24 protein-coding genes and 1 riboswitch are annotated in these 21,579 nt (G+C 67.3%); of the genes, 5 read left to right on the top strand and 19 right to left on the bottom strand.

What is annotated here, in order from left to right:
• Positions 1 to 80 precede the first annotated feature (80 nt).
• On the top strand, positions 81 to 728 hold the full coding sequence (locus tag BMZ18_RS12840) for a response regulator transcription factor (RefSeq protein WP_068365392.1): 648 nt from the start codon (positions 81 to 83) through the stop codon (positions 726 to 728).
• A 104-nt stretch (positions 729 to 832) separates the two neighbouring features.
• On the opposite strand, the gene BMZ18_RS12835 is transcribed toward BMZ18_RS12840, so the two are convergent.
• From BMZ18_RS12835 to BMZ18_RS12810, 6 genes are all read right to left on the bottom strand, one after another.
• On the bottom strand, positions 833 to 1,531 hold the full coding sequence (locus BMZ18_RS12835; protein ID WP_068365390.1) for a hypothetical protein: 699 nt from the start codon (positions 1,529 to 1,531) through the stop codon (positions 833 to 835).
• Between the two features lie 58 nt (positions 1,532 to 1,589).
• Positions 1,590 to 2,045, bottom strand: a complete 456-nt coding sequence (locus BMZ18_RS12830; protein WP_068365389.1) for a hypothetical protein — start codon at positions 2,043 to 2,045, stop codon at positions 1,590 to 1,592.
• Complete coding sequence (locus tag BMZ18_RS12825) at positions 2,042 to 2,995, bottom strand: WXG100 family type VII secretion target (RefSeq protein WP_074922226.1); 954 nt, start codon at positions 2,993 to 2,995, stop codon at positions 2,042 to 2,044. The genes BMZ18_RS12830 and BMZ18_RS12825 overlap by 4 nt, the downstream gene beginning before the upstream one ends.
• Positions 2,982 to 3,272, bottom strand: a complete 291-nt coding sequence (locus BMZ18_RS12820) for a hypothetical protein (protein WP_068365383.1) — start codon at positions 3,270 to 3,272, stop codon at positions 2,982 to 2,984. The genes BMZ18_RS12825 and BMZ18_RS12820 overlap by 14 nt, the downstream gene beginning before the upstream one ends.
• A 69-nt stretch (positions 3,273 to 3,341) precedes the next feature.
• Entirely contained in the window at positions 3,342 to 4,181 is an 840-nt protein-coding gene (locus BMZ18_RS12815; protein ID WP_068365380.1) for an SDR family oxidoreductase, read from the bottom strand.
• Positions 4,182 to 4,229: 48 nt separating this feature from the next.
• A complete protein-coding gene (locus tag BMZ18_RS12810; protein ID WP_068365377.1) occupies positions 4,230 to 5,186 on the bottom strand; it encodes a helix-turn-helix transcriptional regulator in 957 nt (318 codons plus the stop codon).
• A 104-nt stretch (positions 5,187 to 5,290) separates the two neighbouring features.
• Between BMZ18_RS12810 and BMZ18_RS12805 the strand changes: the two genes are divergently transcribed.
• Complete coding sequence (locus BMZ18_RS12805) at positions 5,291 to 5,707, top strand: glyoxalase/bleomycin resistance/extradiol dioxygenase family protein (RefSeq protein ID WP_068365374.1); 417 nt, start codon at positions 5,291 to 5,293, stop codon at positions 5,705 to 5,707.
• A gap of 25 nt (positions 5,708 to 5,732) precedes the next feature.
• On the opposite strand, the gene BMZ18_RS12800 is transcribed toward BMZ18_RS12805, so the two are convergent.
• The 3 genes from BMZ18_RS12800 to BMZ18_RS12790 form a co-directional block, all read right to left on the bottom strand.
• Complete coding sequence (locus BMZ18_RS12800; protein ID WP_068365371.1) at positions 5,733 to 7,481, bottom strand: TerD family protein; 1,749 nt, start codon at positions 7,479 to 7,481, stop codon at positions 5,733 to 5,735.
• A 159-nt stretch (positions 7,482 to 7,640) separates the two neighbouring features.
• A complete protein-coding gene (locus BMZ18_RS12795; RefSeq protein WP_068365423.1) occupies positions 7,641 to 8,411 on the bottom strand; it encodes a 3-oxoacyl-ACP reductase in 771 nt (256 codons plus the stop codon).
• Positions 8,402 to 8,494, bottom strand: a riboswitch (TPP riboswitch). It overlaps the preceding gene by 10 nt.
• 146 nt (positions 8,495 to 8,640) lie before the next feature.
• Positions 8,641 to 9,327, bottom strand: a complete 687-nt coding sequence (locus BMZ18_RS12790; protein WP_068365368.1) for a haloacid dehalogenase type II — start codon at positions 9,325 to 9,327, stop codon at positions 8,641 to 8,643.
• Positions 9,328 to 9,428: 101 nt separating this feature from the next.
• On the opposite strand from BMZ18_RS12790, the gene BMZ18_RS12785 reads away from it, so the two are divergent.
• The 3 genes from BMZ18_RS12785 to BMZ18_RS12775 all read left to right on the top strand — a co-directional run bounded on the left by BMZ18_RS12785 (position 9,429) and on the right by BMZ18_RS12775 (position 11,444).
• Entirely contained in the window at positions 9,429 to 9,845 is a 417-nt protein-coding gene (locus BMZ18_RS12785; protein WP_068365365.1) for a DUF1801 domain-containing protein, read from the top strand.
• A 118-nt stretch (positions 9,846 to 9,963) separates the two neighbouring features.
• Entirely contained in the window at positions 9,964 to 10,221 is a 258-nt protein-coding gene (locus BMZ18_RS12780; protein ID WP_068365362.1) for a helix-turn-helix domain-containing protein, read from the top strand.
• Positions 10,218 to 11,444 carry a type II toxin-antitoxin system HipA family toxin gene (locus tag BMZ18_RS12775; RefSeq protein ID WP_068365360.1) on the top strand — a complete coding sequence of 409 codons (1,227 nt, stop codon included), beginning with the start codon at positions 10,218 to 10,220 and terminating at the stop codon, positions 11,442 to 11,444. The genes BMZ18_RS12780 and BMZ18_RS12775 overlap by 4 nt, the downstream gene beginning before the upstream one ends.
• 36 nt (positions 11,445 to 11,480) lie before the next feature.
• On the opposite strand, the gene BMZ18_RS12770 is transcribed toward BMZ18_RS12775, so the two are convergent.
• The 10 genes from BMZ18_RS12770 to fbaA form a co-directional block, all read right to left on the bottom strand.
• Entirely contained in the window at positions 11,481 to 11,831 is a 351-nt protein-coding gene (locus BMZ18_RS12770; protein ID WP_068365357.1) for a hypothetical protein, read from the bottom strand.
• The gene (locus tag BMZ18_RS12765; protein WP_068365422.1) at positions 11,828 to 14,266 is read right to left on the bottom strand and encodes an AAA family ATPase; all 2,439 of its coding nucleotides are present in this window, start codon (positions 14,264 to 14,266) and stop codon (positions 11,828 to 11,830) included. The genes BMZ18_RS12770 and BMZ18_RS12765 overlap by 4 nt, the downstream gene beginning before the upstream one ends.
• Before the next feature lie 113 nt (positions 14,267 to 14,379).
• Positions 14,380 to 15,009, bottom strand: a complete 630-nt coding sequence (locus tag BMZ18_RS12760; RefSeq protein WP_139203961.1) for a hypothetical protein — start codon at positions 15,007 to 15,009, stop codon at positions 14,380 to 14,382.
• A gap of 154 nt (positions 15,010 to 15,163) precedes the next feature.
• Positions 15,164 to 15,457, bottom strand: a complete 294-nt coding sequence (locus BMZ18_RS20260; protein ID WP_211267505.1) for a hypothetical protein — start codon at positions 15,455 to 15,457, stop codon at positions 15,164 to 15,166.
• Between the two features lie 16 nt (positions 15,458 to 15,473).
• Positions 15,474 to 16,430 carry a hypothetical protein gene (locus tag BMZ18_RS12755; RefSeq protein WP_342028302.1) on the bottom strand — a complete coding sequence of 319 codons (957 nt, stop codon included), beginning with the start codon at positions 16,428 to 16,430 and terminating at the stop codon, positions 15,474 to 15,476.
• Positions 16,431 to 16,578: 148 nt separating this feature from the next.
• Complete coding sequence (locus BMZ18_RS12750) at positions 16,579 to 17,685, bottom strand: LLM class flavin-dependent oxidoreductase (protein WP_074922225.1); 1,107 nt, start codon at positions 17,683 to 17,685, stop codon at positions 16,579 to 16,581.
• Between the two features lie 18 nt (positions 17,686 to 17,703).
• Positions 17,704 to 18,747, bottom strand: a complete 1,044-nt coding sequence (locus BMZ18_RS12745; protein WP_068365600.1) for an ABC transporter substrate-binding protein — start codon at positions 18,745 to 18,747, stop codon at positions 17,704 to 17,706.
• A 37-nt stretch (positions 18,748 to 18,784) separates the two neighbouring features.
• Entirely contained in the window at positions 18,785 to 19,507 is a 723-nt protein-coding gene (locus BMZ18_RS12740) for an ABC transporter ATP-binding protein (RefSeq protein WP_068365599.1), read from the bottom strand.
• Complete coding sequence (locus BMZ18_RS12735; protein WP_068365598.1) at positions 19,504 to 20,343, bottom strand: ABC transporter permease; 840 nt, start codon at positions 20,341 to 20,343, stop codon at positions 19,504 to 19,506. The genes BMZ18_RS12740 and BMZ18_RS12735 overlap by 4 nt, the downstream gene beginning before the upstream one ends.
• A gap of 192 nt (positions 20,344 to 20,535) precedes the next feature.
• Positions 20,536 to 21,558, bottom strand: a complete 1,023-nt coding sequence (fbaA, locus tag BMZ18_RS12730) for a class II fructose-bisphosphate aldolase (protein WP_068365597.1) — start codon at positions 21,556 to 21,558, stop codon at positions 20,536 to 20,538.
• Between the last annotated feature and the right edge of the window lie 21 nt (positions 21,559 to 21,579).

Here is a 21,579-nt window from a genome sequence, read left to right as displayed (position 1 = left end):
GTTCGACTCGACGTCCACGACGGAATCTCTAGATCCAATGGGTCGGCCGTGTCGGTGTCGTTCGCTACGGTCGACGCATCATGGGTTCCGAAGCGCAGATTTCCGTTCTCGTTGTCGACGACGATGCATTCGTCCGGCGCGGAATGACAGACATCTTCGCGGCGACCACGGACATCGTCGTCGTGGGGTCGGTGTCCGACGGCGACGAGGTCCCCGCGGCTGTGGAGGCCACGCGCCCGCACGTCGTGCTGATGGACCTGATGATGGGACGTGTTGGCGGGCTCGACGCAACACGGACATTGATGACGATGCCGGATCCGCCGAAAGTCGTCGCGATGACGGCGATGGATGTCGACGACCTGGTGGTCGAAGCCGTCAAAGCCGGTGCCCACAGCTTCCTCAGCAAATCCGAGCCGCCCGAGACCTATCACCAATCGGTCCGGGCCGTCGCGGCCGGCAACACCCTCTTCTCCGAGGACTCGTTACGCCGCATCGTTCGACACTCACCGTCGCAGCGACCGACGGTCGCTCTGGACTCGCTGACGGATCGCGAGCGGGAAGTGCTGGCCGTCATGGCGTCCGGCGCCACGAATGCCGACATCGCGCGGCGGTTGTTCATGTCGGAGACGACGGTCAAGTCCCACCTCGCGTCGGTGAACCACAAGCTGCGGGTGTCCAACCGAGTCGGAGCCGCACTCACGGCCTTTCGGTGCGGACTGGTCGAGTAGCTCGTGAGCAAGCAGCCGTTGGTGCGCCACGGCTGTCCAACGCGATCATTCGGGCTCTGCACCAGTCGCGATCCCGAGCGCGGCACGCTACAAAGACCTCCCTGTTACCGACGTCGCCGTGACACTGCAGCGAAGCGTCGACACGCGCGCCGACGATCCTCGTCGGAGAACCCCGCGATTCTTTGTGTACCAGCCTCCTGTTTTCGCATCTGATAGTGCGACACAGCGGAGAAGGCCGAGTCGATACCCGCAGACGACGCGTCGAACGTGAGTGACTTGTTTCGGGCGAAGCCCATCTTCGCCCCCGTCTCGACCGCGTCCATGTTGGCGCCCAGAAGGACGAAGTCCCAGCCGAACTTTGCTTCCTGCCGCTCGATGAGTCGGCGCACGTCGTCAAGCGACCATTGACGGCCAGCAACGGCATGCCCGGCCGTCAGAACCACAACGGTGACCGCCCCCGGCCGGTTCTCCGCCGTCAGTATCGAGTGAAGCGCATCCACCGCCGTGATCCATTTGCCCAATTCGTCGCACAACGCGGTTGGCCTTCGCGGAAACCCCTGGAGCCTTGTAAGTCCGGCCCCGCCGAAGGACTCCGCCTCGTAGTCCATCTCGAAGTAACCCGGCCCGTAGTCCGACTCGTCAGGGTCGTCGAGCTGCGCGAGTTCGACGATGGTCGAGCTCGATCGACGGCGCTCTGCCTGGGCGAAGCGGCTGAAGCCGCCGTACATGGCGTCGACGATCGACGGCCTCGACGCCGAGTGGTGAAGCAGAACGGAAACGAGTGAGTTCGAAGGACCGGTCATCGTGACTCCTGGGGTGCGGTGCGTCCGAGTGCACGGAACGTAGAGGATTGCTCCGACATCACGGACGGTCGTCGACTTCGCGCCACGGTGGCACCGTACGAGCGATGCGCAGATGCGGGACCTCGGACCAGGGGTCACCGTAGTTGTCGTACGGGTCCCCGAGTTCGGACAGCCGCTCCTCCCCCAGCGCGGTCAGGTTCGCCCTGAACACTTCGGTTCGGCCGAGGACCTCGGTATTCCCGTTCAGGTACCCGGCCTCCCCCTGGTACCCGTGCGCAATGCGGTGGAGCGCCTCGTCGACGGACACGTCCCACACCTCGAAACGGCCGTCGTCGGACCAGCCGCCCAGCTCGATCAACCCACGTGTTGCCAGATCTCGAACGACCTCCGCGACGTCGGGGGGAGCCGATGTTCGAGGAGTAATTCGCCCGGCAAAGAACAGGAACTCCCCGAACGACATCCAGTCCTCAGCCAGGGAGGAGAGTAGAAAATTCTCGAGTCGGATATCAGTCATTTCACATGCACTTTCACAATCGAACCGTCGGGATAGCGTATGTCCATTGTTGGACCTCCGGACTTGCTGTCTTGTCGGTACCGCAACTCGGTCCCGTCCGGCAAAACCACTCCGGTCCCGGGGTAACGTCCGACGTCGAGCACCCGCCCTTCAGAGGCCACTCTGTCGTAGATCGAAGCCACCTCCGCCGGAGTGTCCACCTGACGGAACGGCGGGTTCTTCCCTGGTTCAGTAGCCGACTGAACCGCCTCACGCACGCCAGCCTCGTCGATCGGGCCGGAACTTTCGAAGAATGCATTCGGAATGGCCTCGCGAATACTCTCCCACGCCTCGATTCCGAACCTGTCGACCAACGCGAATGCGATCGCTCCGGCCGACAGAACCCCCGCCGCAATCATGGCACTCACGGCCGCGTCCACAGCCCACGCGATACCGATCGCGACCGACAAGAAGGTCCGCGCACGAGTGTCGCCCAAGGTCCGCGACGCATCGTCGATCGACCGAGCGACCGACTCGTCCGCAGCCATCAAGGCCCGCACCTGCGACGAGACCACCGCGGCGTGCACCTCGACAGCGTCGGGTGGACCGGCCACCGACCACTCGGGGGTGACCGTGCAGCCCGCCGCCTCCGCGGCCAGAACGGCGTCCAGGAGCTGCGTCCGCGCGTGGTCGAGGGTCGCCTCGCCGTCACTGACCGCGCGTTCGAGCGCACGAGCTCCACGAGAGAGCTGCCGGGCAGCATCCACGTGGCGCTGGAGGCTGCGTGCCGCTGCATCCCCGGCTTCGCCGCTCCAAGCGCCACGCAGTTGCCCCAGACCGGTATCCAAGGCCGCGGCGCGAAGCTCGACGGAGAGCGCGACGTCGGCGATCCCGGTCGCGTCGCTCAGCAACGCCGCCGGTTCCCAGGCCTCTACGGTCGCTCTATCGAGAACGGCCTCAGAGACCGCCATGCACGACCCCACCGAGTCGGGTTGCATTCGCGGAGTCCACGGCGTCGTACCCGACCGCGGATTCCCCCACCGACCGGGCCGTCGCCGTAACGCCGGCAGCCAGCTCTGTCACCGCAGACGACAGACGCGTGTCCGCCCTCACCATCGCCGCTGCCGTGGCCGCGCCCGGCATCGCAACCACGGCACGCGCTGCGGGCACCGCGGTGAATCGTTCCGCCTCGACGAGAACGGTGCGACTGACGAACTGCATGGCCTCGATGTCAGCATCGACGAGCATCTCGCCTCACCCCCGAGGGTAGGACGCAGCACGGCCCCCGTCGGTTCCGCCAATCTGTGCGAGCGGACATCAGCCCGCGCGCAACACCTCGCGCAACGTCATCGCACGCCGCCCCGTCACCCGCTCCACATCCTCGCTCACCCGGCTCAACTCCCCCGACGCGATGGCGGTGTACGTCGACACCCACGCGTCGTTCTGCCAGTCCGGCGCGTTCCACCGCGCCCGCGACGCATACGCCTCCTGCAGAGTCTCGTCGTGGAACGTCACCGCCCGCCCCCGCACCTCGGCAATCGTGGCGGCCACCTCTGCCATGGTCAGTGCCTCGGGGCCGGTGAGGTCGTAGGACGTGCCGACGTGTGACGCGGGGTCGGTCAGCACCGCCGCGGCCACCCGCGCCACGTCCGCTCGGGCCACCAGCGACACCCGACCGTCGCCGGCGGGCCCACGGATCACGCCGTCCTCGCCGGCGAAGTGCTCCATCACATCGGCGTAGAAGTTGTCGCGCAGAAACGTGTGGCCCATTCCCGACGCTGCGATGTGCTGTTCGGTGTGAAAGTGGTCCCGCGCCAACGTGAATGTGGCATCCGGGGCCGCGCCGAAGAACGACGTGTACACCACATGTCGCACCCCTGCCGCGGCCACGGCGTCGACGAATGTCCGGTGTTCGTCGAGTCGAGTCGCGCTCTCCGACCCCGACACCATGAACAGAACATCGACGCCGCGCAGGGCTCGAATCGATGCATCCGCGTCGTCGTACGAACACTGCGCGACGGCACTCTCCGGGATCGCCGGTGCCCGACCCACGTCACGAACCAGCAATCTAATCGCCATTCCAGAGTCCGCGAGGAGTGCCGCTACTGCACCCCCGACCGCACCGGTGGAACCCGTGACAGCAATGGTCGGCGTCATGAGCCGAGCGTACGGCGGCCGACACGACGAAGGTGAGTGCCCGTGAGGCTAGGGAACGGCGTCTTCGAGGCGGCCGGCCATCGTCCGCATCGCGTCGACCAACTCGGGGGGTTCGACGTCGGACAACGCAGCGTCGAAACGCAGCAGTGACGCCGCTACCCCGGCCCAGGACCACGCGCCGATCCGCACGCGGCAGCGGTCGTCGTCCAGGCTCTCGACGGTGCCGTCACCGGCGAACGGCGCGACGGCCGACGCGGGCAAGACGACCGTCGCCTCTCCGGTACACGCCCACTCCCCGGATGCGGTCCCGCGGAAGTGGCGACGGACGAATTCCGCCGCGGACCCACCGGGGATCTCCCGCGCCGTGAACGTCACGCCGGTACGCATCTTCGGTCTCATGCGATCGACGCGGAACAGACGCCAGTCGTCCCGGTCGAGATCGAAACCGACCACGTACCACCTCGACCCGGCCCCGACGACGCCGTGCGGTTCCACCCGGCGCGGAAGACCCACCGGCAAGTTCTGTTCGTCAACAACGTAATCGAAGCGCACCACTTCCCGCGCCCGCGTCGCCTCGCCCATCGAGCGAAGGATTTCCGCATCGACGGGGTCGACCGTTGTCGACATCGAGGCGAATTCGACGGCGTCGACGCGGCGTCGTACTCGATCGGGCATGATCCGTCGCACCGTGGCCAGGGCGCGCTCCGCCGCGTCACCGACGTCGACACCCATCGCTGGGACCATCTGCAGCGCGACCGTCAACGCGATCACCTGGTCGTCGTCGAGCAACAAGGGCGGTACCGCGTCACCGGCGTCGAGTCGGTATCCACCCTCGGAACCCCGCACCGCGGACACCGAGTACCCGAGCTCGCGGAGCCGGTCGACATCGCGCCGGATGGTGCGCGGGGTGACGCCGAGGCGGTCGGCCAGCACGGTCCCCGACCACTCCCGACGCAGCTGCAGGAGCGAGAGCAAGGCGAGCATCCGCGACGACGGTTCCGACATGCGTCCCACTATCGCGCACCACTAGGACAGGATCTGACCTATATCACTGAGAACGTGGTCTGCAGCGGCCACCGAGGCCGAAACCTCGACAGCAAGGACTCACCGTGACCATCGTCAGCGCACTGCACGTCAACCTCCGCGGCAACGCCCGCGAGGCGCTCGAGTTCTACCAGTCGGTGTTCGGCGGCGAGCTGACGGCCTTTCCGTACGGCGACACCCCGTCGGGCCAGGGGCCCGATCAGGCCGATCAGGTGGCGTGGGGCGAGGTGAGCACGCCCGACGGGTTCCGCATCATGGCGTACGACATCCAGGACTCGCTCGAGTACCACCCCGGCGAGAACGCGTTCTACAGCGCGCTGCGCAGTCCCGACTCCGACGTCATCACCGCGGCCTTCACCGGATTGTCCGACGGGGCAACGGTCTTGGTGCCGCTGGGCCCGGTCGGCTTCTCGCCGCTGTACGGGAAGCTGATCGACAAGTTCGGCGTCGTGTGGATTCTGGACGTCATCCCGCAGTGGTGACCCCGGTGCACCCGGCTTCGACCGATCAGTCGTCGACCTCCACGCCGTACCGGACGGCCAACGCGCCCAAGCCGTCGTCGTAACCCTGTCCGATCGCACGGAGGCGCCAACCGGTCCCCCGGCGGTACACCTCCGTAAGCAGCAGGGTCCGCTCCGTGGTCGCCGCATCGAGAACGGCTGTGGCAATCGATCTTTCGGGACCCGCGACCGACAGGGACACCGCACCGACGTCGCCGAACGTGTTCTCGCCGTCAACCGCGGCGGCGACCACGATGCGCTCGATGTCGTCGGGCACCAGCGCGAGGTCGAGACGCACACCCTGCTCGCGATCGCCGTCGACCGTCAGAGCGACGGCACCGTCGGACGTTGCGGGGGCGTTGTAGAACACGAAATCCTCGTCCTCGGACACCACTTCGTCTCGGGTGAGCAGGAACGCCACCACGTCGACCGGCAGCGTCGGGCCCGACGCGTTCCACGAGGCGTCGATGGTGAACGCGGTGCTCGACGCCTCGAGGTCGATGACGGCCCCGCGTGAAAGCTGTGGCGCATAAGTCGTCTCGGCCTCGCGCGGGGTCAGCGGTGCCGCGGCGGGGACGTCCAGGTTCAGGGCGCGATCGACGTCGTCGGCAGCGAGAACCGTCAGACCCCGCTCGACGACGCGTGGCATTCTCGGATCCCCGTCACCGCCGTCGAGGATCAACACCGCCGAGACGCTCGCGTGGAGGTTGACGGCAGGACGCGCGCCGAGTTGCACGAGACGCGAACGCATCACAACGGCCTCACCGTGCGTTCCGCCCATCACCAGGACGCGGCGGTTAGCCCACGGACCGACGATAGGTGTCGGCTTCGGTGCGACGACGACCGCCGGTGTCCGCTCCGCCTTCGGCGTGCCGGGCCGAATTGTGCGGACGAGATCGAGGATTCGCTGTTCGGAGACCACCTGGAGTCCGTGTTCACGGGCTCGACGCACCTTGACGCTGTCCGACGACGGATCCGAACAGACCACGACACTGGTGTAGCGACTGACCGAGTTCATCACGTCGAGGCCGGCGGCGGTGAGTTGTTCGGCGAGTCGGAGACGCGGAACACGGGTGTCGCCACTGATGACCACGCGCATGCCCTGCACCAGGCCGACCGTCGGGTCCAACGGACCGGGATTCCGCCACGGGCATGGAGTTCGCGGGATGGAGTCGGGGTAGACCGATATGCGTTCGGTGCAGGCGACCACGGGTAACGGTAGATCGAGCGAGCGCGCCAATCGCGCACTGTGCGTAAAGATCTGGGCAAGTACGCGTGCGTCGTCGTACGCGTCGTGGGCCCGAGACTGCCGAATCTTCCACCTCCGCGCCAGCGTGGACAGCGTGTGATTCTCGAGATCGGGCTGCAACCGACGGGACAGAGCGAGGGTGCACAACCGGTGTTCCGTCGGCATCGTCACCTTGGCACGGAGGTGTTCACGGTGGAGGAACCCGTGATCGAAACTGGCGTTGTGCGCCACCATGGTGCGGCCGGCGAGCAGGGTCATCAGGTGCGGCGCCACCTCGTCGAAACGCGGCGCTCCACGCAGACGCTCCCTCGTCAGACCGTGGATGTGAACAGGACCGGGATCGCACCCCGGGTCGATCAGGGTGGACAGTTCCTGGCCCACCCTGCCGTCGTCGTCCAACGTGATCGCCGCGACGCTGAGGACGCGGTCCCGGTGCGCCTTCAGGCCGGACGTCTCGACGTCGACCACCACCCAACGATCGGGGCTGGCCGCCGGCGTTCTGAACATCACGCGACCACTCTCGCACGGAAACGGACCGAACCTTCGGGTTCGGCTGAACCTACGTCAGTGGAACTGCTCGCTGGAACAGCGCAGTCAAGTCACGCGCGATCTCGGCCGCGCTGTGGACCGCTCAGCACTTCGCGTGTCGGAGATCGGGCCGAGGCGTCAATCCTTGACCAACCCGCCGTCGACGACGAGGTTCTGACCGGTCACCGCCCGCGCCCACGGTGAGGCGAAGAACAGGACGGCGTCGGCGAACTCGGCCGGCGTCGTCACCCGGCGCAGCGGGGTGCTCTCGCCTATCATGTCGAACACGGCAGAGGGGGTGGCGGCGCTGGCGTCCGTCGTTCGGAGAAGGCCGCCGGACACCATGTTCACGGTGATCCCGTCGGGACCGAGATCGGCGGAGAGCGTGCGCGTGAGTGCCAACAGGGCCGCCTTCGCAGCCGTGTAATCGTGGTATGGGACGACGGGGTTCTGCACGAGATTCGTTCCGATGGTGACGATTCGGCCGAATCCGGCCTCTCTCATACCTGCCAGCACGGCCTTGGTCGTGTTGAGCGCGCCGGCGACCGAACCCCTGAACTGCTGGTCGAACGCGTCCCACTCGATGGTCTCCACCGAGGCGCGGGCATCGCCGTCGAACACGAAGTCGACGAGAGCGTTGTTGACGACGGTCGTGACCGGCGAGTCGAAGTGCTCCCGTGCCGCCTCGACCATGTCGACGACGTCGTTGTCGACGGTGACGTCAGCCCGCGCGGCGAACGTCCGGTCAGCCCCGAATTCGCTGACCAACGCCCGTGCCGACTCCGCGCTGCGACGGTAGTTCACGACCACGCGGGCACCCTCGGCAATGAACGCCCGACTGATCGACGCACCCAGGCCGCGAGCGCCACCGGTCACGAGCACCACCTGATCAGCGATCGCTGTCGCCATCTCGACATCCCTCCGCCGGCATGACCCGGTCAGGTTCGACGGGTGTGTTCTCAGCCGGCCGCCCGGCACCCCGTGTCGAGTTCCATGCAACCACGACGGGGGCGCGGGAGAGAGCCGCGGGCCTTGCTCAGGGTTGTCGGAGACTTGTCCCCGTCGGCGTATCGCGAGCCGTCCGGCGGCAGCATCGCGACGGTGATGGACGGATGGGCGGGGCGGATCGAGGGCGCCGTCACTCGCTGGTGACGCTCGGGGTCGCCAGCCCCCGGACGACGTCGTCGAGCCTGTCGGCGACGACGTCCGGGCGCGCGAACGCCGGCGTCAGCACGCCCTCCTCGCGGGAACACCACCCGGTGCGCAGACCAACTCGACTGGCGCCGTGCAGGTCCCACCCGTGCACGGCGATCATGGCCATCGACGATGCGGGCACCCCGGCCCGCTCGACGGCCAGGCGGTAGGGCGCGGGCGACGGCTTCCAAGCGCGGACGTCGTCGATCGACAGGATCTGCTCCACCCGGTCGCGGATCCCCGCCCGGTCGAGAAAGCCCTCGGTCGACGACGCCGCACCGTTGGACAGCGCGAACACCCGCGCCCCGCTTTTCAGTGCGGCGTCGACGGCAGGCACGGCGTCGGGGTGGGGTCGAGTCTCGGAGAAGCCGCCCAGGATCCATTCGACATCGTCGTCGGACAGCGCCCCGCGGGTATGGCTGCGCAGCGCGGACGCCGCGACGTCCGGGAACGGGCGGTAGTCCCCCGCCAACGTGAGAGCCATGGCGTCGCGAAGCATGTGGCGGAACCACGGGTCGAGCGAGCCGGCGGGGAGTCCGCGGGCCTGCATGCGGTTCTCCACGGGCTGCAGATCTGCGAGGGTTCCGACCACGTCGAAGACGAAGACCTTGGGTGCGGCTGGGGTGGTCATACTCGCGGCTACCCGACTGCGAGCTGTTGGAAAAGCGACGGCACGCTGGCACCCGCTCGAACAGATGCCGACGCCGTTCTTGCTCATGTGATGATGCGTCCGTGGCCGAGATCAAGACCCAGCCGACCGATGCCAGTGTTGCCGACTTCCTTGCTGCGGCGACCCCTGCTCGCCGACGGGTGGACGGCCTGCGGCTGGCCGACCTGTTCCGCGAGGTGACCGGCACCGACCCGGTCATGTGGGGACCGTCGATGGTCGGGTACGGCAGCTACCGATATGCCTCACCGGCCAACCCGCGGACGCGTGGCATCTGGCCGCGGGTTGCGTTCTCGCCACGAAAGGCGCAGCTTTCGCTCTACGGGCTGAAGGACCTTCCCGACGGGGCTGCTCTACTCCCGTCGCTGGGTACGTACACCGAAGGAGCGGGCTGCGTGTACGTCAAGTCGCTCGACCGGATCGACCTCGACGTGTTGCGGCAGCTCGTCGTGATCGCGTGGGCACGCCCGGACGATTACTGAACTCGCGATACCCGAGCCTGCGACTCCATGCTTGCGTCAGCAAGCTTAAGCCTTGAATGACAGAGATCGACGCCGTACATTCCTTCCAACGCTTCCGAACGCAAGCACAGGGGGACCCATGGCGACACCCCGCCGATCGCGACGCCCGGACAACCCACCGCTCGCGCGCTCGTTCGTAGCCCGACGTCTCCAGCTCGGGTTGACTCAATCTGAGCTCGCCCTGCTGGCGGGGGTCGGCCGGTCGACCGTTCAGGCCGTGGAGGGTGGCAAGGACTCCGCCCAGATCGACGGCGTCCAAGCCATTGCCGACGCGTTGGGGTGCGACCTGGTCCTCATGACGCGCGCCGGCACTGTCGTCGACGGCCGGAACCCATGACCGCGCAGGTCGACCTCCGGCACGTTGCCAGCGCCGACGTCTACAAAGGTGGCGTTCTTGCCGGCACCTTGGCCCGATCGGGTGACGACGTCGTGTTCTCGTACGACGACGCCTACCGAGACGACCCGAACACGGACGCCGTCGCATGGACCATCCCGAAAACGATCACCCAGCTGAGTGCGGGTGCAGGCAGTGTGCCCCCGTTCTTCGCCGGCCTTCTCCCCGAGGGGATTCGCCTGTCCGGCATCGTCGCCGGAATGAAAACGTCCGAGGACGATCACCTCACCATCCTCCTCGCGGTCGGTTCCGACACCGTCGGCGACGTTCGGGTCGTACCGCAATCGACCGGTCTGACCACGCGGAGCGGCACCATCGACCCCAATGACCGTGTCCCCGACCTTCGCGCCCTCTTCGACAGATTGTCCGGGCCCGAGTCCGTCACCGTCGATCGAGCAAGCCTGCCGGGGGTGCAGGGCAAAGTGTCGGCTCAGATGCACACGTCCCCCGTGTCGACCACACGCGGTGCAGCGATCCTGAAACTCGCTCCTACCAACAGATTTCCGCGTTTGGTGGAGAACGAACACTTCTTCATGACGGTCGCCGAGACGTGCGGGTTGACCGTTCCGCGGACACAGATGATCACCGACGACCGCGGAGTCACCGGACTGCTCGTCCAGCGATTCGACCGGGACGGAGATTCCGCGCTGGCGCAGGAAGACGCATGCCAGATCAACGCCCTGTATCCCTCGGCGAAGTATCGAATGAAGAGCGAGACGGTGTTCGACTCGTTGTCGTCCGTCGTCGAGCGCGGCGGCGGTTCCGCTCGCGCGGCCACGCTCGACTTACTGAGGCTGACCGTCTACTCGTACGCCATCGGAAACGGTGATCTGCACGGAAAGAACTACTCCGTTCGCCGACACCCTCGCGGGCACTGGGAAGTCACTCCTGCCTACGACCTGCTGTGCACGCAGCCTTACATGGGGTGGGACGACCCGATGGCTCTCACTTTCTACGGGCGCAACAACCGTTGGAATCGCCGGCACGTCCTGGACGGTGCGGCCCGGCACCTCATCCCGACCAAAGCAGCAGGGAGAGTTCTCGACGACGTCGTACACGGGGTCCGTGCCGCTGTGGACGGCCTCCGCGCGATCGGCTTCGACGACAAGACAGCAGCACGGATGGCCCGTGTCATACGTCAGCGGTGCGACGACCTGAGTTCCTGACCGGACATCGCGGGCAAGGCACGATCAGGTCACTACCTAGGGGCCTTTCAGCAGCGTCGCGACCGCCGCACAGAGGTGACGAACCTCGACGACGGTCGGCGACAGTTCGAAGGCGTGGTGATGGCACACGCTGCTGAGTCGGTTCCAGGCCAGAGCGGCCGCGTCGGCACGATCCTGCGAGTCGAGAGCGCGCAGAATGACGAGCTTCGACCGCATCGTCGCGTCGGGAACCGCGACGCCCAGTTCCGCGCACCGGGTGGACACCAGTTCCTCCAACGCCTGGCGCGCCAACACCGCCGCCAGACGGGCGGAGTGCGGCGTCGCGACACCGCTGCTGTCGAGAAGTCGCTCGGCGTGGGCGAGCGACAGGGCCGGCTGGGTGGTCACGGGTTCAGGATTCCCTTGACCATGCTGCGCAGGTCCTTGACCGCCATGTCATCCACGACGACGTCGGTGCCGTGTGTTCCGGCGTTCGCGATGCGCAACGTGGGGTGACGCTCCGTTCGCCACGACAACCATCCACTGAGGTCACGTTCGGCGTCCCCGTGTGCGGCCAGGGCGAGACGCTTCCGGGTCGAACCGGCCTCGCTCCACCGCTTCTCGGTCTCCACGCGGCCCGCGCCGGTCCTGTACTGCTCCGCGTAGAACACTTGTTGCGCAGCCGATTCCAAAGCCAACCGGAAGAGCCCGGGACAGGCACGACGCTTGACGACGTCCGGCACGTTCTCGTCTCGAACCAGAGCGAACACGTCGTCGACGTAGCGCGTCGCGGGGTTCGACGCTTCGCTCACCGTCACCGCCGAACCCGTAGCTCTGGTCACTTCGATCAGGCGGGCGTCGACGGCGAGTTGCCGAATCGCCGTCGCCAACCGGTCGTCGTGCGAGAAGACCACGACCTGCCTCGTCGCGGCGAGCCTCGACAGCACCCGGACGAACCCGTCGACCTTCGCCGGGTCCATGGCCTGAATGGGGTCGTCGAGCACGATGAAGCGAAATGGACTGGTGGGCGTGGTCGCCCGCGGGATGAAGAGCGCGAGCGCGAGAGCATGCAGTTCACCCTGACTCATCACGGCCAACGCTTCGGACGGTGCGCCGTCGACCGATCCCGTGAGCACCGCTTTTCGACGGGTGTTGTTGCCCTGCAGACTGATCGACCCGATGTCGACGTTGCTCTCCTGGCGCAGCTCCGACCAGATCTCGCGCGCCTGTGCGGCGATGGGTTCGAGGCGACGATTGCGCAAATCGGCGGCGTGGGAGGTGATCCACTTCTTTGCGGCGTCGAGGTTGTCCACGTCAGCGTCTCGCGTCCGAGCGTCGGCTTCGAGCGTGACCCACGCCCCGATACGACCGGCGACTGGGGCCCACCGGTCCTCGCGTGCCGTCAGAACCGCGGTGGCGGCGGCGCGCACGGCGTGCCCCGCCTCCACGACAGCCGGCACGGTCGACCTGAGGTGATTCGGAAGTTCTGCGGCGTCCGTCGGCACGGCGCGCGCTGCACCGACCGCGGCGCGGTAGGCGCTCACCACGACCGGGTCGAGGCCGTCGTCGTCCACGACGTCGACGAGCTGGTCTATCAGAGCGCGAGCCGACCGACGGGCGTCGTCAAGGTCTCGTCGACAACGTTGATAGTCGGCCATGGCCTCGTTCTCGTCGGCCAACGCGGTCCGCGTGCGCGTTGCCCAGGCCGCGTCGAGTTCCCCGACACCACAGACCGGGCAGGGCCCGTCGCCGGATTCGTCGTGCAGCGCAAGCGCGGCCTCGACGACGTCGTGGCGCCGTGCGACGGCGGCAGACAAGTCGTCAGCGCCATCGACGGCGGCAGTGACGGCCGCCTGCAGCATCGTCGCGACCGACTCCGCTCGCGCCGGCTCGGGGACGGACAGCTCCGCCATCGCCCGAAGACCCGAAAGCGATTGTGCCCCGGCGTTGTCGGTACCGCTGGCCAGGGCGAGCAGCGCGTCGAGGTCCGGGGCTCGCTTCTTGAGCAGGGTGGCCGCCGACCGGGCGCGATCGTCGTCGATGTCCGCGACCAGTGCTCTGAGTTCACGCAAGCCGGCGGACGCCTCGGACCGTGGCACCTTCGCCGCCTTGAGTGCTGCGGCGAGGCGCTTCTCGGCGTCCGTTATCTCCTCGAGGCCGAGGAGGGTGGCCAGCGCGTCGTACAACGCGGAGGGACTGTCCTCGACCAGTCCCCCGATCTCGTCGTAGGACAGGATGGGCCGGTGCAGTTCGACTGCGGCGTTCCACCCGAGGTCGTCGGTGCCACTGCGGCGCTTGCCTTTTCCCTGCTGTGTCCAGGTGACCGAATCGGTGAGCTGCGCGTCGTCGGCCCAGTCCACCCCGACGACGGTGGGCTCGGCCCCCTCGACGGTGAGACCGACCCGAACCTCGCACGGGGTCGCCTGATGCAGATTGCGCCAGGAATCCCGCCAGAGCTTGGCCTTGTTCTCCCAGCGGTAGCTCTTCCCCGTGACGGCGTACTCGAGTGCCTCGGCGAAGCTGGACTTACCGGAGCCGTTGCGCCCGCTGACGACCGTGATTCCCGGTGCCGGATGCAGGTTCAAGACGGCTTTCGGCCCGATCCCGCGAAAACCCGCGACGCTGATCGAGGTCAGGAAGGCCCCCACCGGCTCCGCTGCCTCGACGTCCGACGGTGTTCTCGGTTGCGGTATGGACGTCCCGTCGAGGAGCCCGGCCAGGGCGTCGTCGCCCTCCAGTGCCGCCATCACCAGATACTTGGCGGCATCCGCCAGATCGGTGTCGGCGTCGATGGCCTCGAGCACATCGTCCGTCAACGGCCTGTCCACTACGGGTTCGGTCACCGACACTCCTTCAGACTCGGTTGGTGCTCGGAACCACCGTGGCACAGGGGTACGACGTGCATCGGCAAACCCGGGCTCCCGTTGTCAGTCCCAGAGGACGGATGCAGGCCGGACTACTGATCTTGTTTCCATCGCGCCATCTCCTCGGCATCCGTGCGCATGGATTCACGTGCTGCGGCGAGGTCGGCCGCACGAGATTCGTCGACCGCCTGTGCGTCGAACTCGCTCCTGTGGGATTCCCCGTGTCGCGCAATCCATCGGAGAGCTTCGAGATCGCGCTGAATGTGGGCAACCCCGTCGAAGTATGCCCTGAACGCACTCACTCGGCTGATCAATGCCCGCATCCGATCAGCCAGGGCCTCGGATCGCGCCACATAGAGTTCCTGAACGCGCGCGTTGTCGGCCAGGTTCGCGCCCGGCCTGTCGCCGAGTTCGTCGATTGCCCGCTGAAGCTGTCCGGCGCTCAGACCGACGGAGCGCACCTCATGCGCCAAGTCGAGTGGAACGACACGATGAGATGTTTCGCTCGCAGACCAGACATCGAACGAATCGAGAAGCGACGCCAGGACCACAACCGCGTGAAGTGCGAACCCGCATTCGCTGCGGCGCAGCTGTTCGAGTTCCGCGATGTCACCCGCTGTCACCCGCGGCTGACGGGCGAGATACCGACGAAGGCCGTGCATCCCGCCCCTCGGACGCGTCTTGGGGTGCGAACCGCTCCACCCCACGAGGGCGTCGTGCACGAACCGGGAGGACCGATGCGAATTGTCGTCGACCCACGCGGGGCGAGGCAGTCCCGACACCACAGCATCGAGTGCCCGCCGATTGTCGGTGCGCCGGTCGAATGGGTTCCACACTCTTCGGATCGTCCTTTACCTCTGGCTCGTGTTCACATGCTCATGAAGCCTGAGCGGGGAACACCACCACGGAGCCGTCGCGCTCCTGAACCATGTCGATCGAGACGTCGGCGAGCTCACCTCCGGGGTCGACACCAGATCCGATCGCTCTGATCCGGTACGACGCCTCCAGCAATTTGTCGACCTCGCTCGCGCGAAACACGATGTCGCGTACACCGTGCGATCGGTCGAGTCGGACCTCGGACAGTTCGCCCAGGAATTCACTGATACCTGTCTCCAGCTTCATCACCCTGGCTTGGTCCGCCCGCAACGCTTGGGTGAAGTTCTGGAACACGTTCCCCTCGTTCAGCTCAGCGTGCTCCACCGCCTGGAGGACGATGACCCGCTTCTTCAGAGCAATGGCCAACGCCGCGATTTCGAGGTGGGTTCGGAACTCCCCCCCCCTCCTCGTCGATGCCCTTGAACGTCTCCCTCAGCGCGGACAACTCCACTCGGGTACCACCGATCTGACCCAATTTCGAACGCCAGCTCGTCAGCCGAGCCTCCGCCTTCGACATTGCCGTACTGATCGCGTGGGCCGCCGAATCGAGCCCGAGCGATGCCCCGACCCGCCCACGGTCGAGAAGAATCGACGTCGCCTTCTCGATTGCGTCGACGCAACCGTTCAACGCATCCCGCTCACCGGCCAGGGCGTCGTCGTGCAGTTTGTCGAGCAAACGGGCCATGTTGTCCAGTGCGTCCGTTCGCTTCTTCTCCGCATGCATGGTGAGTCCAGCCGCGACAGCGGCCAGTACCAACGGGGCGGCCACCGTCATTGCTCCGGCAGCGCCGGCAGCAGCACCGGCTTTCGCGACTGTTCCACCCGTCACGGGAACGAACGCCGCCTGCCCGACAATGCCCGCCTTCCCGATCAACGGTGACCGGATGCCGGCGCTCACGGATTTGGCGATCATGGGTTTGACCAGTCCACTTCCGAATTGGCCGGCCACCTTCGCCGGCACCACCATTCGGTACAGGGTCTCGCTGTCGACCTCGGCCGTGACCTTCGGAGTGTTCTTGACCAGCATTGCCAGCTGCGAGGCAAGCGGGCTTGCCTTGTCCAACCGAATTCCGGCCCGGCGGTCGAGATCACGGGGAACGTCGTGGGCCTCGAGCGTGACCACAGGGGTGTCGGCCATCGTCGCCAGCACCGTACGCAATTCCGCAAGCCGCTCAGCCGTGAGGCTGTCCTTGTCGGCCAACACCGGGTCGGCCTCGGGCTCCGTTGACAGAGCCCACACCGGTACCACTACTTCGCCTGTTGCCATGATCCATTCCTCCCCTGAATGGCCGTCAGGCTAACCGAAGCGTCCGACACACCGTCTCCCGACTGCGGCCAACGGACCCCCCAACGCGTCGTTGGCGACCGAATCGGCCGCCGACACACGCGACCCGCGACGTTCGCGCCCGCTGCCCCTACCTCCTCGCCGGCGCCGTCACCCCACGCTGGTCGAGAATCGGCCGCACCCCCTCCGCGAAGTGGTACGCCTCCTCGAGGTGGGGATAACCGGACAGGATGAACTCGTCGAACCCGGCGTCGTGGTACTCGCCGACGAGGTTCGCGACCTCCTCGTGCGAGCCCACCAGCGCGGTCCCCGCCCCGCCGCGAATGAGGCCGACCCCCGCCCACAGGTTCGGGTAGATCTCGAGCGAGTCCTTGCTGCCGCCGTGCAGGGCGGCCATGCGACGTTGCCCCTCGGACTGCGACGCCGTGTGCAGCTGGTGAGCCTTGTCGACGGCGTCGTCGGGCAGCTCGTCGAGCAGACGCTGCGCGACGGCCCACGCCTCCTCCGACGTGTCACGGCTGATGGTGTGCAACCGGATGCCGTAGGTCAGCTTCCGGCCTTCCGCGTCGGCGAGGGCACGCACCCGCTCGATCTTCGCCTTCGCGGCGGCGGGCGGCTCGCCCCACGTCAGGTAGGTCTGCACCCGCTTGGCGGCGACGGCCAGGGCGGGGTCCGACGACCCACCGAACCAGAACTCCGGCAACGGATCCGGCGCCTCCGACACCCGCGCGTCCTCGACGCGGTAGAACTCGCCGTCGTGGTCGACGGAGTCCTCCGTCCAGATGCGGCGCACGAGGTCGAGGTATTCGTCGGTGCGCGCGTAGCGACGGTCGTGATCCACCCAGTCACCGAACCGCCGCTGCTCGGCATCGTCACCGCCGGTCACCACGTTGAACAGCACCCGCCCCTCCGAAAAGCGTTGCAGCGTGGCAGCTTGCTGCGCAGCGAGCGTCGGTGGGGTCAAGCCGGGACGGAACGCGACGAGGAACTTCAGCCGCCGCGTCGCCTGCAGAAGCGCCGCCGTCGTAAGCCACGCGTCCTCGCACCAGGTGCCCGTCGGTGTCAGCACCCCCTCGTAGTCGAGGCGGTCAGCGGCCTGCGCCACCTCGGTGAGGTAGCGGAGCGACGGCCGTCGGAACCCGGCCGGCTCGACGCGATGCGACGACGCGTGCGACGCCCCCACGATCGAGCGGCCGTCACCGGCGGTGGGAAGGAACCAGAAGATGCGTGCGGTCACGAGTGAGAACTCCTGCGATCAGTTAGAGGTGGTCGCCTGAGCGACCGCGTCGTTGTAGCGGGTGTCGACGAAGTCCGCGAACCGGTTGCCACCCGGGATGGCGCCACCGTCGACGAAGGCGTCGTACAAGGTCTGCTCGGACTCGACGACGCTGTCGTCCAGTGCGATGGCAGGACGCTGGCTGCGGCCCTGCGCCAGTTCGCCGGCCTTCGGGTCGATGCCGACGGCCGCGGAGTAGGCCGCAGCCCACTCGGCCGGGTTGGCGTCGGCCCACGCCGATGCCTTGGCGAGGCGAACGACGAAGTCCTGCAACGCCGTATTGGTCGCGGCGTCGTCCAGCGCCTGCTGGGAGGCGATGCCGAAGCCGTAGCCGTTGGCGACGCCCTCGGCGGTGGTCAGAGTCTTGGATCCGTTCTGCACCTGCGCGATCGCGGTGTAGGGGTCCCAGATGGCCCATGCGTCGACGTCCCCGGACGAGAACGCCGTCGATGCGTCGGCCGGCTGCAGGAAGACTAGCTGCACGTCGTCGAGAGTCAGGCCGGCCTTCTGCAGCTGCAGCAGGACGTGGCCGTGGGCCGACGAGCCCTTGCCGACGGCGATCTTCTTTCCCTTCAGATCCGCGAAGGTCGTCGCGGTCGAGGTGGGCGGGACCAGGATCTGATCGCCGCTCGCGTCGTTGGTGTACGCCGAGACGATCTTGATGCGAGCGTTCGCCGCCACGCCGAAGACCGGCGGCGTGTTGCCCGTGACGGCGAAGTCGATCTGCCCGGCGGTGGCCGCCTCCACCTGCGGCGGGCCGGACGTGAAGGTGGAGAACGCCACGGCGTACGGCGTCCCCTCCAGCTCACCGGATGCACGCAGCAGCGCCTCGGTGCCGCCCTTCTGATCGCCGACATCGAGTGTGACGGTCGAGAGTTGGTCGTTCGAGACCAGGGCGGGCGCGTCCGACGACGCGGTGGCGCTTTCCCGCGACACGCACCCGGCGAGACCGGCCACGCTCAGGGCCAGAACGGCGACGGCAGCGACTGTCCGCGTGGAACGCGCACGGAGGGACGACGACATGGAGAGGGCTACTTTCGGAATCGGTGAACAGGAACGATCAGTGCACGCCGAGCGCGCCGAGGAGGCGGCTGCGGATGCGGGAGAACTCGGCGGTCCCGCGGTCGCGGGGACGATCGAGCGAGACGGGGACGGAGTCGATGACAGCACCGTCCTCGAGGACGAGTACACGGTCGGCGAGCGCGACGGCTTCGTCGACGTCGTGCGTCACCAACAGGATGCCGAAGCGGTGTCGGGACCACAGGTCGAGCAGCAGGGACTGCATCGACAGCCGCGTCAGCGCGTCGAGCGCGCCGAACGGCTCGTCGAGCAGCAGCAGTTCGGGCTCGCCGACGAGGGCGCGGGCCAACGCGGCGCGCTGCGCCTGCCCACCGGAGAGGGTGAGCGGCCAAGCGTTCAGCTTGTCGCCCAGGCCCACCTCGGCGAGCGTGGCGTCGGCGGCAGTCAGGGCCGGCTCCCCGGTCACCCCGGCCGTGTTCAGCCCGTAGGAGACGTTCTGGCGCAGGCTCTTCCACGGGAACAGGCGTGGTTCCTGGAAGGCGACGGCGGGGTGGCCGGCGACGTCGCGTCGTCCGGTGTGGTCGGTGGAGAGTCCGGCGAGCACCCGCAGGATCGTCGACTTGCCGGAGCCCGACCGGCCGACCAGCGCGACGATCTCGCCGCGGCCGACCTCGAGGTCCACCAAGCGCAACACGTGAGAGTCGCCGTACCACTTGTCGATTCCGGACAGCGTCGCTACGGACGTGGTGGTCGTCATGCTCATGCCTCCGACCGGTAGCGCAGCGAGCGCTTCTCGAGAATGCGGACGATGCCGTCCGTCGCGATGCCCATCAGCGCGTAGACCACGAGACCGAAGATGATGACGTCGATACGCAGGAAGTCACGGGCGTTGTTGATGATGTACCCGAGCCCGGACTCGGCGTTGATCTGCTCGGCGACGATCAGCGAGAGCCACGCAATCGCGAGGGACTGACGCAGGCCGACCAGCAGCTGCGGGGCGATGCTCGGCGCGATGATGACGGTGAACCGCTGCCACCACGAGAAGCCCAGCACCACAGCGGTGTCGAGGAACTTGCGGTCGATCTGCCGAATGGCCGAGAACGTGTTGAGGTACAGCGGGAACGCCACGCCGAGGGCGACGAGCAGGATCTTGGGCGTCTCGCCGATGCCGAACCACAGGATGAACAGCGGGATGAGCCCGAGGTGGGGCAGCGCGCGCAGCATCTGCAGCGGCGGGTCGACGGTGGCCTCGGCGAACCGGGAGAGCCCGACGATCGTGCCGAGCAGGACACCAATGACACCACCCAGCAGAAGTCCCTGCACTACACGGGTTCCCGAGACGGCCAGTGCGTGGGCCAGCTCGCCGCTGGTCGTCAGCTGCCATCCGGCGTCGAGAATCAGCGACGGGGCCGGCAGCACCCGCTCGGACAGCACACCCGCGGCGCTCGCCACCTGCCAGAGCAGCAGGATCGCCACCGGCGACAGCGCACGCAGCACGGTCCACCGGCGGCGCTGCCACCAGGACGGCGCGCGGGTGGGTTCCGACGCCGCGGTCCCGCGCACGGTTCCGGTGGGAACCGCGTAGGACGTGACAACCATGGGGCGTGCCTTCCGATCGACCGAACACCGACCCGACGACGATCGGCGCAATCGGGAGGAAACGCCACAGTTGAAATCGCGGTGAATCGATCTCGCTCTAACTGCGCAGGCGCACACAATTCACACGAATCGGCGGTATGCCGTCGATTCGGGCGACCTGTGTGCAGCCAGGCAGGTCGGGAGGCCGCGGCCTCAGCGCATCGCCCGCCCGGCGGACCCCAGCATCTGCGTCGCCTCCACCACCCGCGCGGCCATGGCGTGCTCGGCGGGCTTGCCCCAGGAGCGGGGATCGTAGGCCTTCTTGTTGCCGTAGGCGCCGTCGACCTTGAGCACCTGGTCGTACTTGCTCAGCATGTGGCCGGCGATGGACCGCGTGAACGCGTACTGGGTGTCGGTGTCGATGTTCATCTTCACGACGCCGGCCCGCACGGCCGCCGCGATGTCCTCCGCGGAAGACCCCGACCCGCCGTGGAACACCAGGTCGAACGGCTTGTCCCGGCCGGTCTCGCCGCCGACGACGGTCTGAATCTCGTCGAGCAGCTCGGGTCGCAGGTGCACCGACTCCGGGTTGTAGACCCCGTGCACGTTGCCGAACGTCAGCGCGGTCAGGTATCTCCCCCGCTCTCCCACTCCCAGTGCGGCGACGGTGGCGCGGGCGTCGTCGACGGTGGAGTACAGCTTCTCGTCGATCTCGTGGCTCACCCCGTCCTCCTCGCCACCGATGACACCGACCTCGATCTCGAGCAGCGTGTTCGCCTCGACCGAACGGTCCAGCAGTTCCCGTGCGACGGAGAGGTTCTCGTCGAGCGGCACGGCGGACCCGTCCCACATATGCGACTGGTACAGCGGGTCGAGACCGCGGCTTCGTCGCTCGACGGAGTCAGCGAGGAGCGGGCGCACCCAGTCGTCGAGGTTATCGGCCGGGCAGTGGTCGGTGTGCAGTGCCACCGTCACCGGATAGTGCGCCGCCACCTCGTGGGCGTAGAGTGCCAACGCCTTCGACCCGGCGAACCGGTTCTGCACGCGGTTGCCCGACAGGTAGAGCGCCGTCCCCACCGACACCTGGATGATGCCGTCGCTCTCCGCGTCGGCGAAGCCCTGGAGCGCAGCGTTCAGTGTCTGCGAGCTGGTGACGTTGATGGACGGGTACGCGAACCCGTCCTCCTTGGCCCGGTCGAGCATGGCGACGTACTGGTCCGGAGTCGCGATCGGCATGGGAATCCTGTTCTGGTCGAG

Source organism: Rhodococcoides kroppenstedtii (genome assembly GCF_900111805.1).
Lineage (GTDB): Bacteria > Actinomycetota > Actinomycetes > Mycobacteriales > Mycobacteriaceae > Rhodococcoides > Rhodococcoides kroppenstedtii.
The sequence above is the reverse complement of the archived record's forward strand: the minus strand, read 5'-3'. Positions and strand labels throughout refer to the sequence as shown.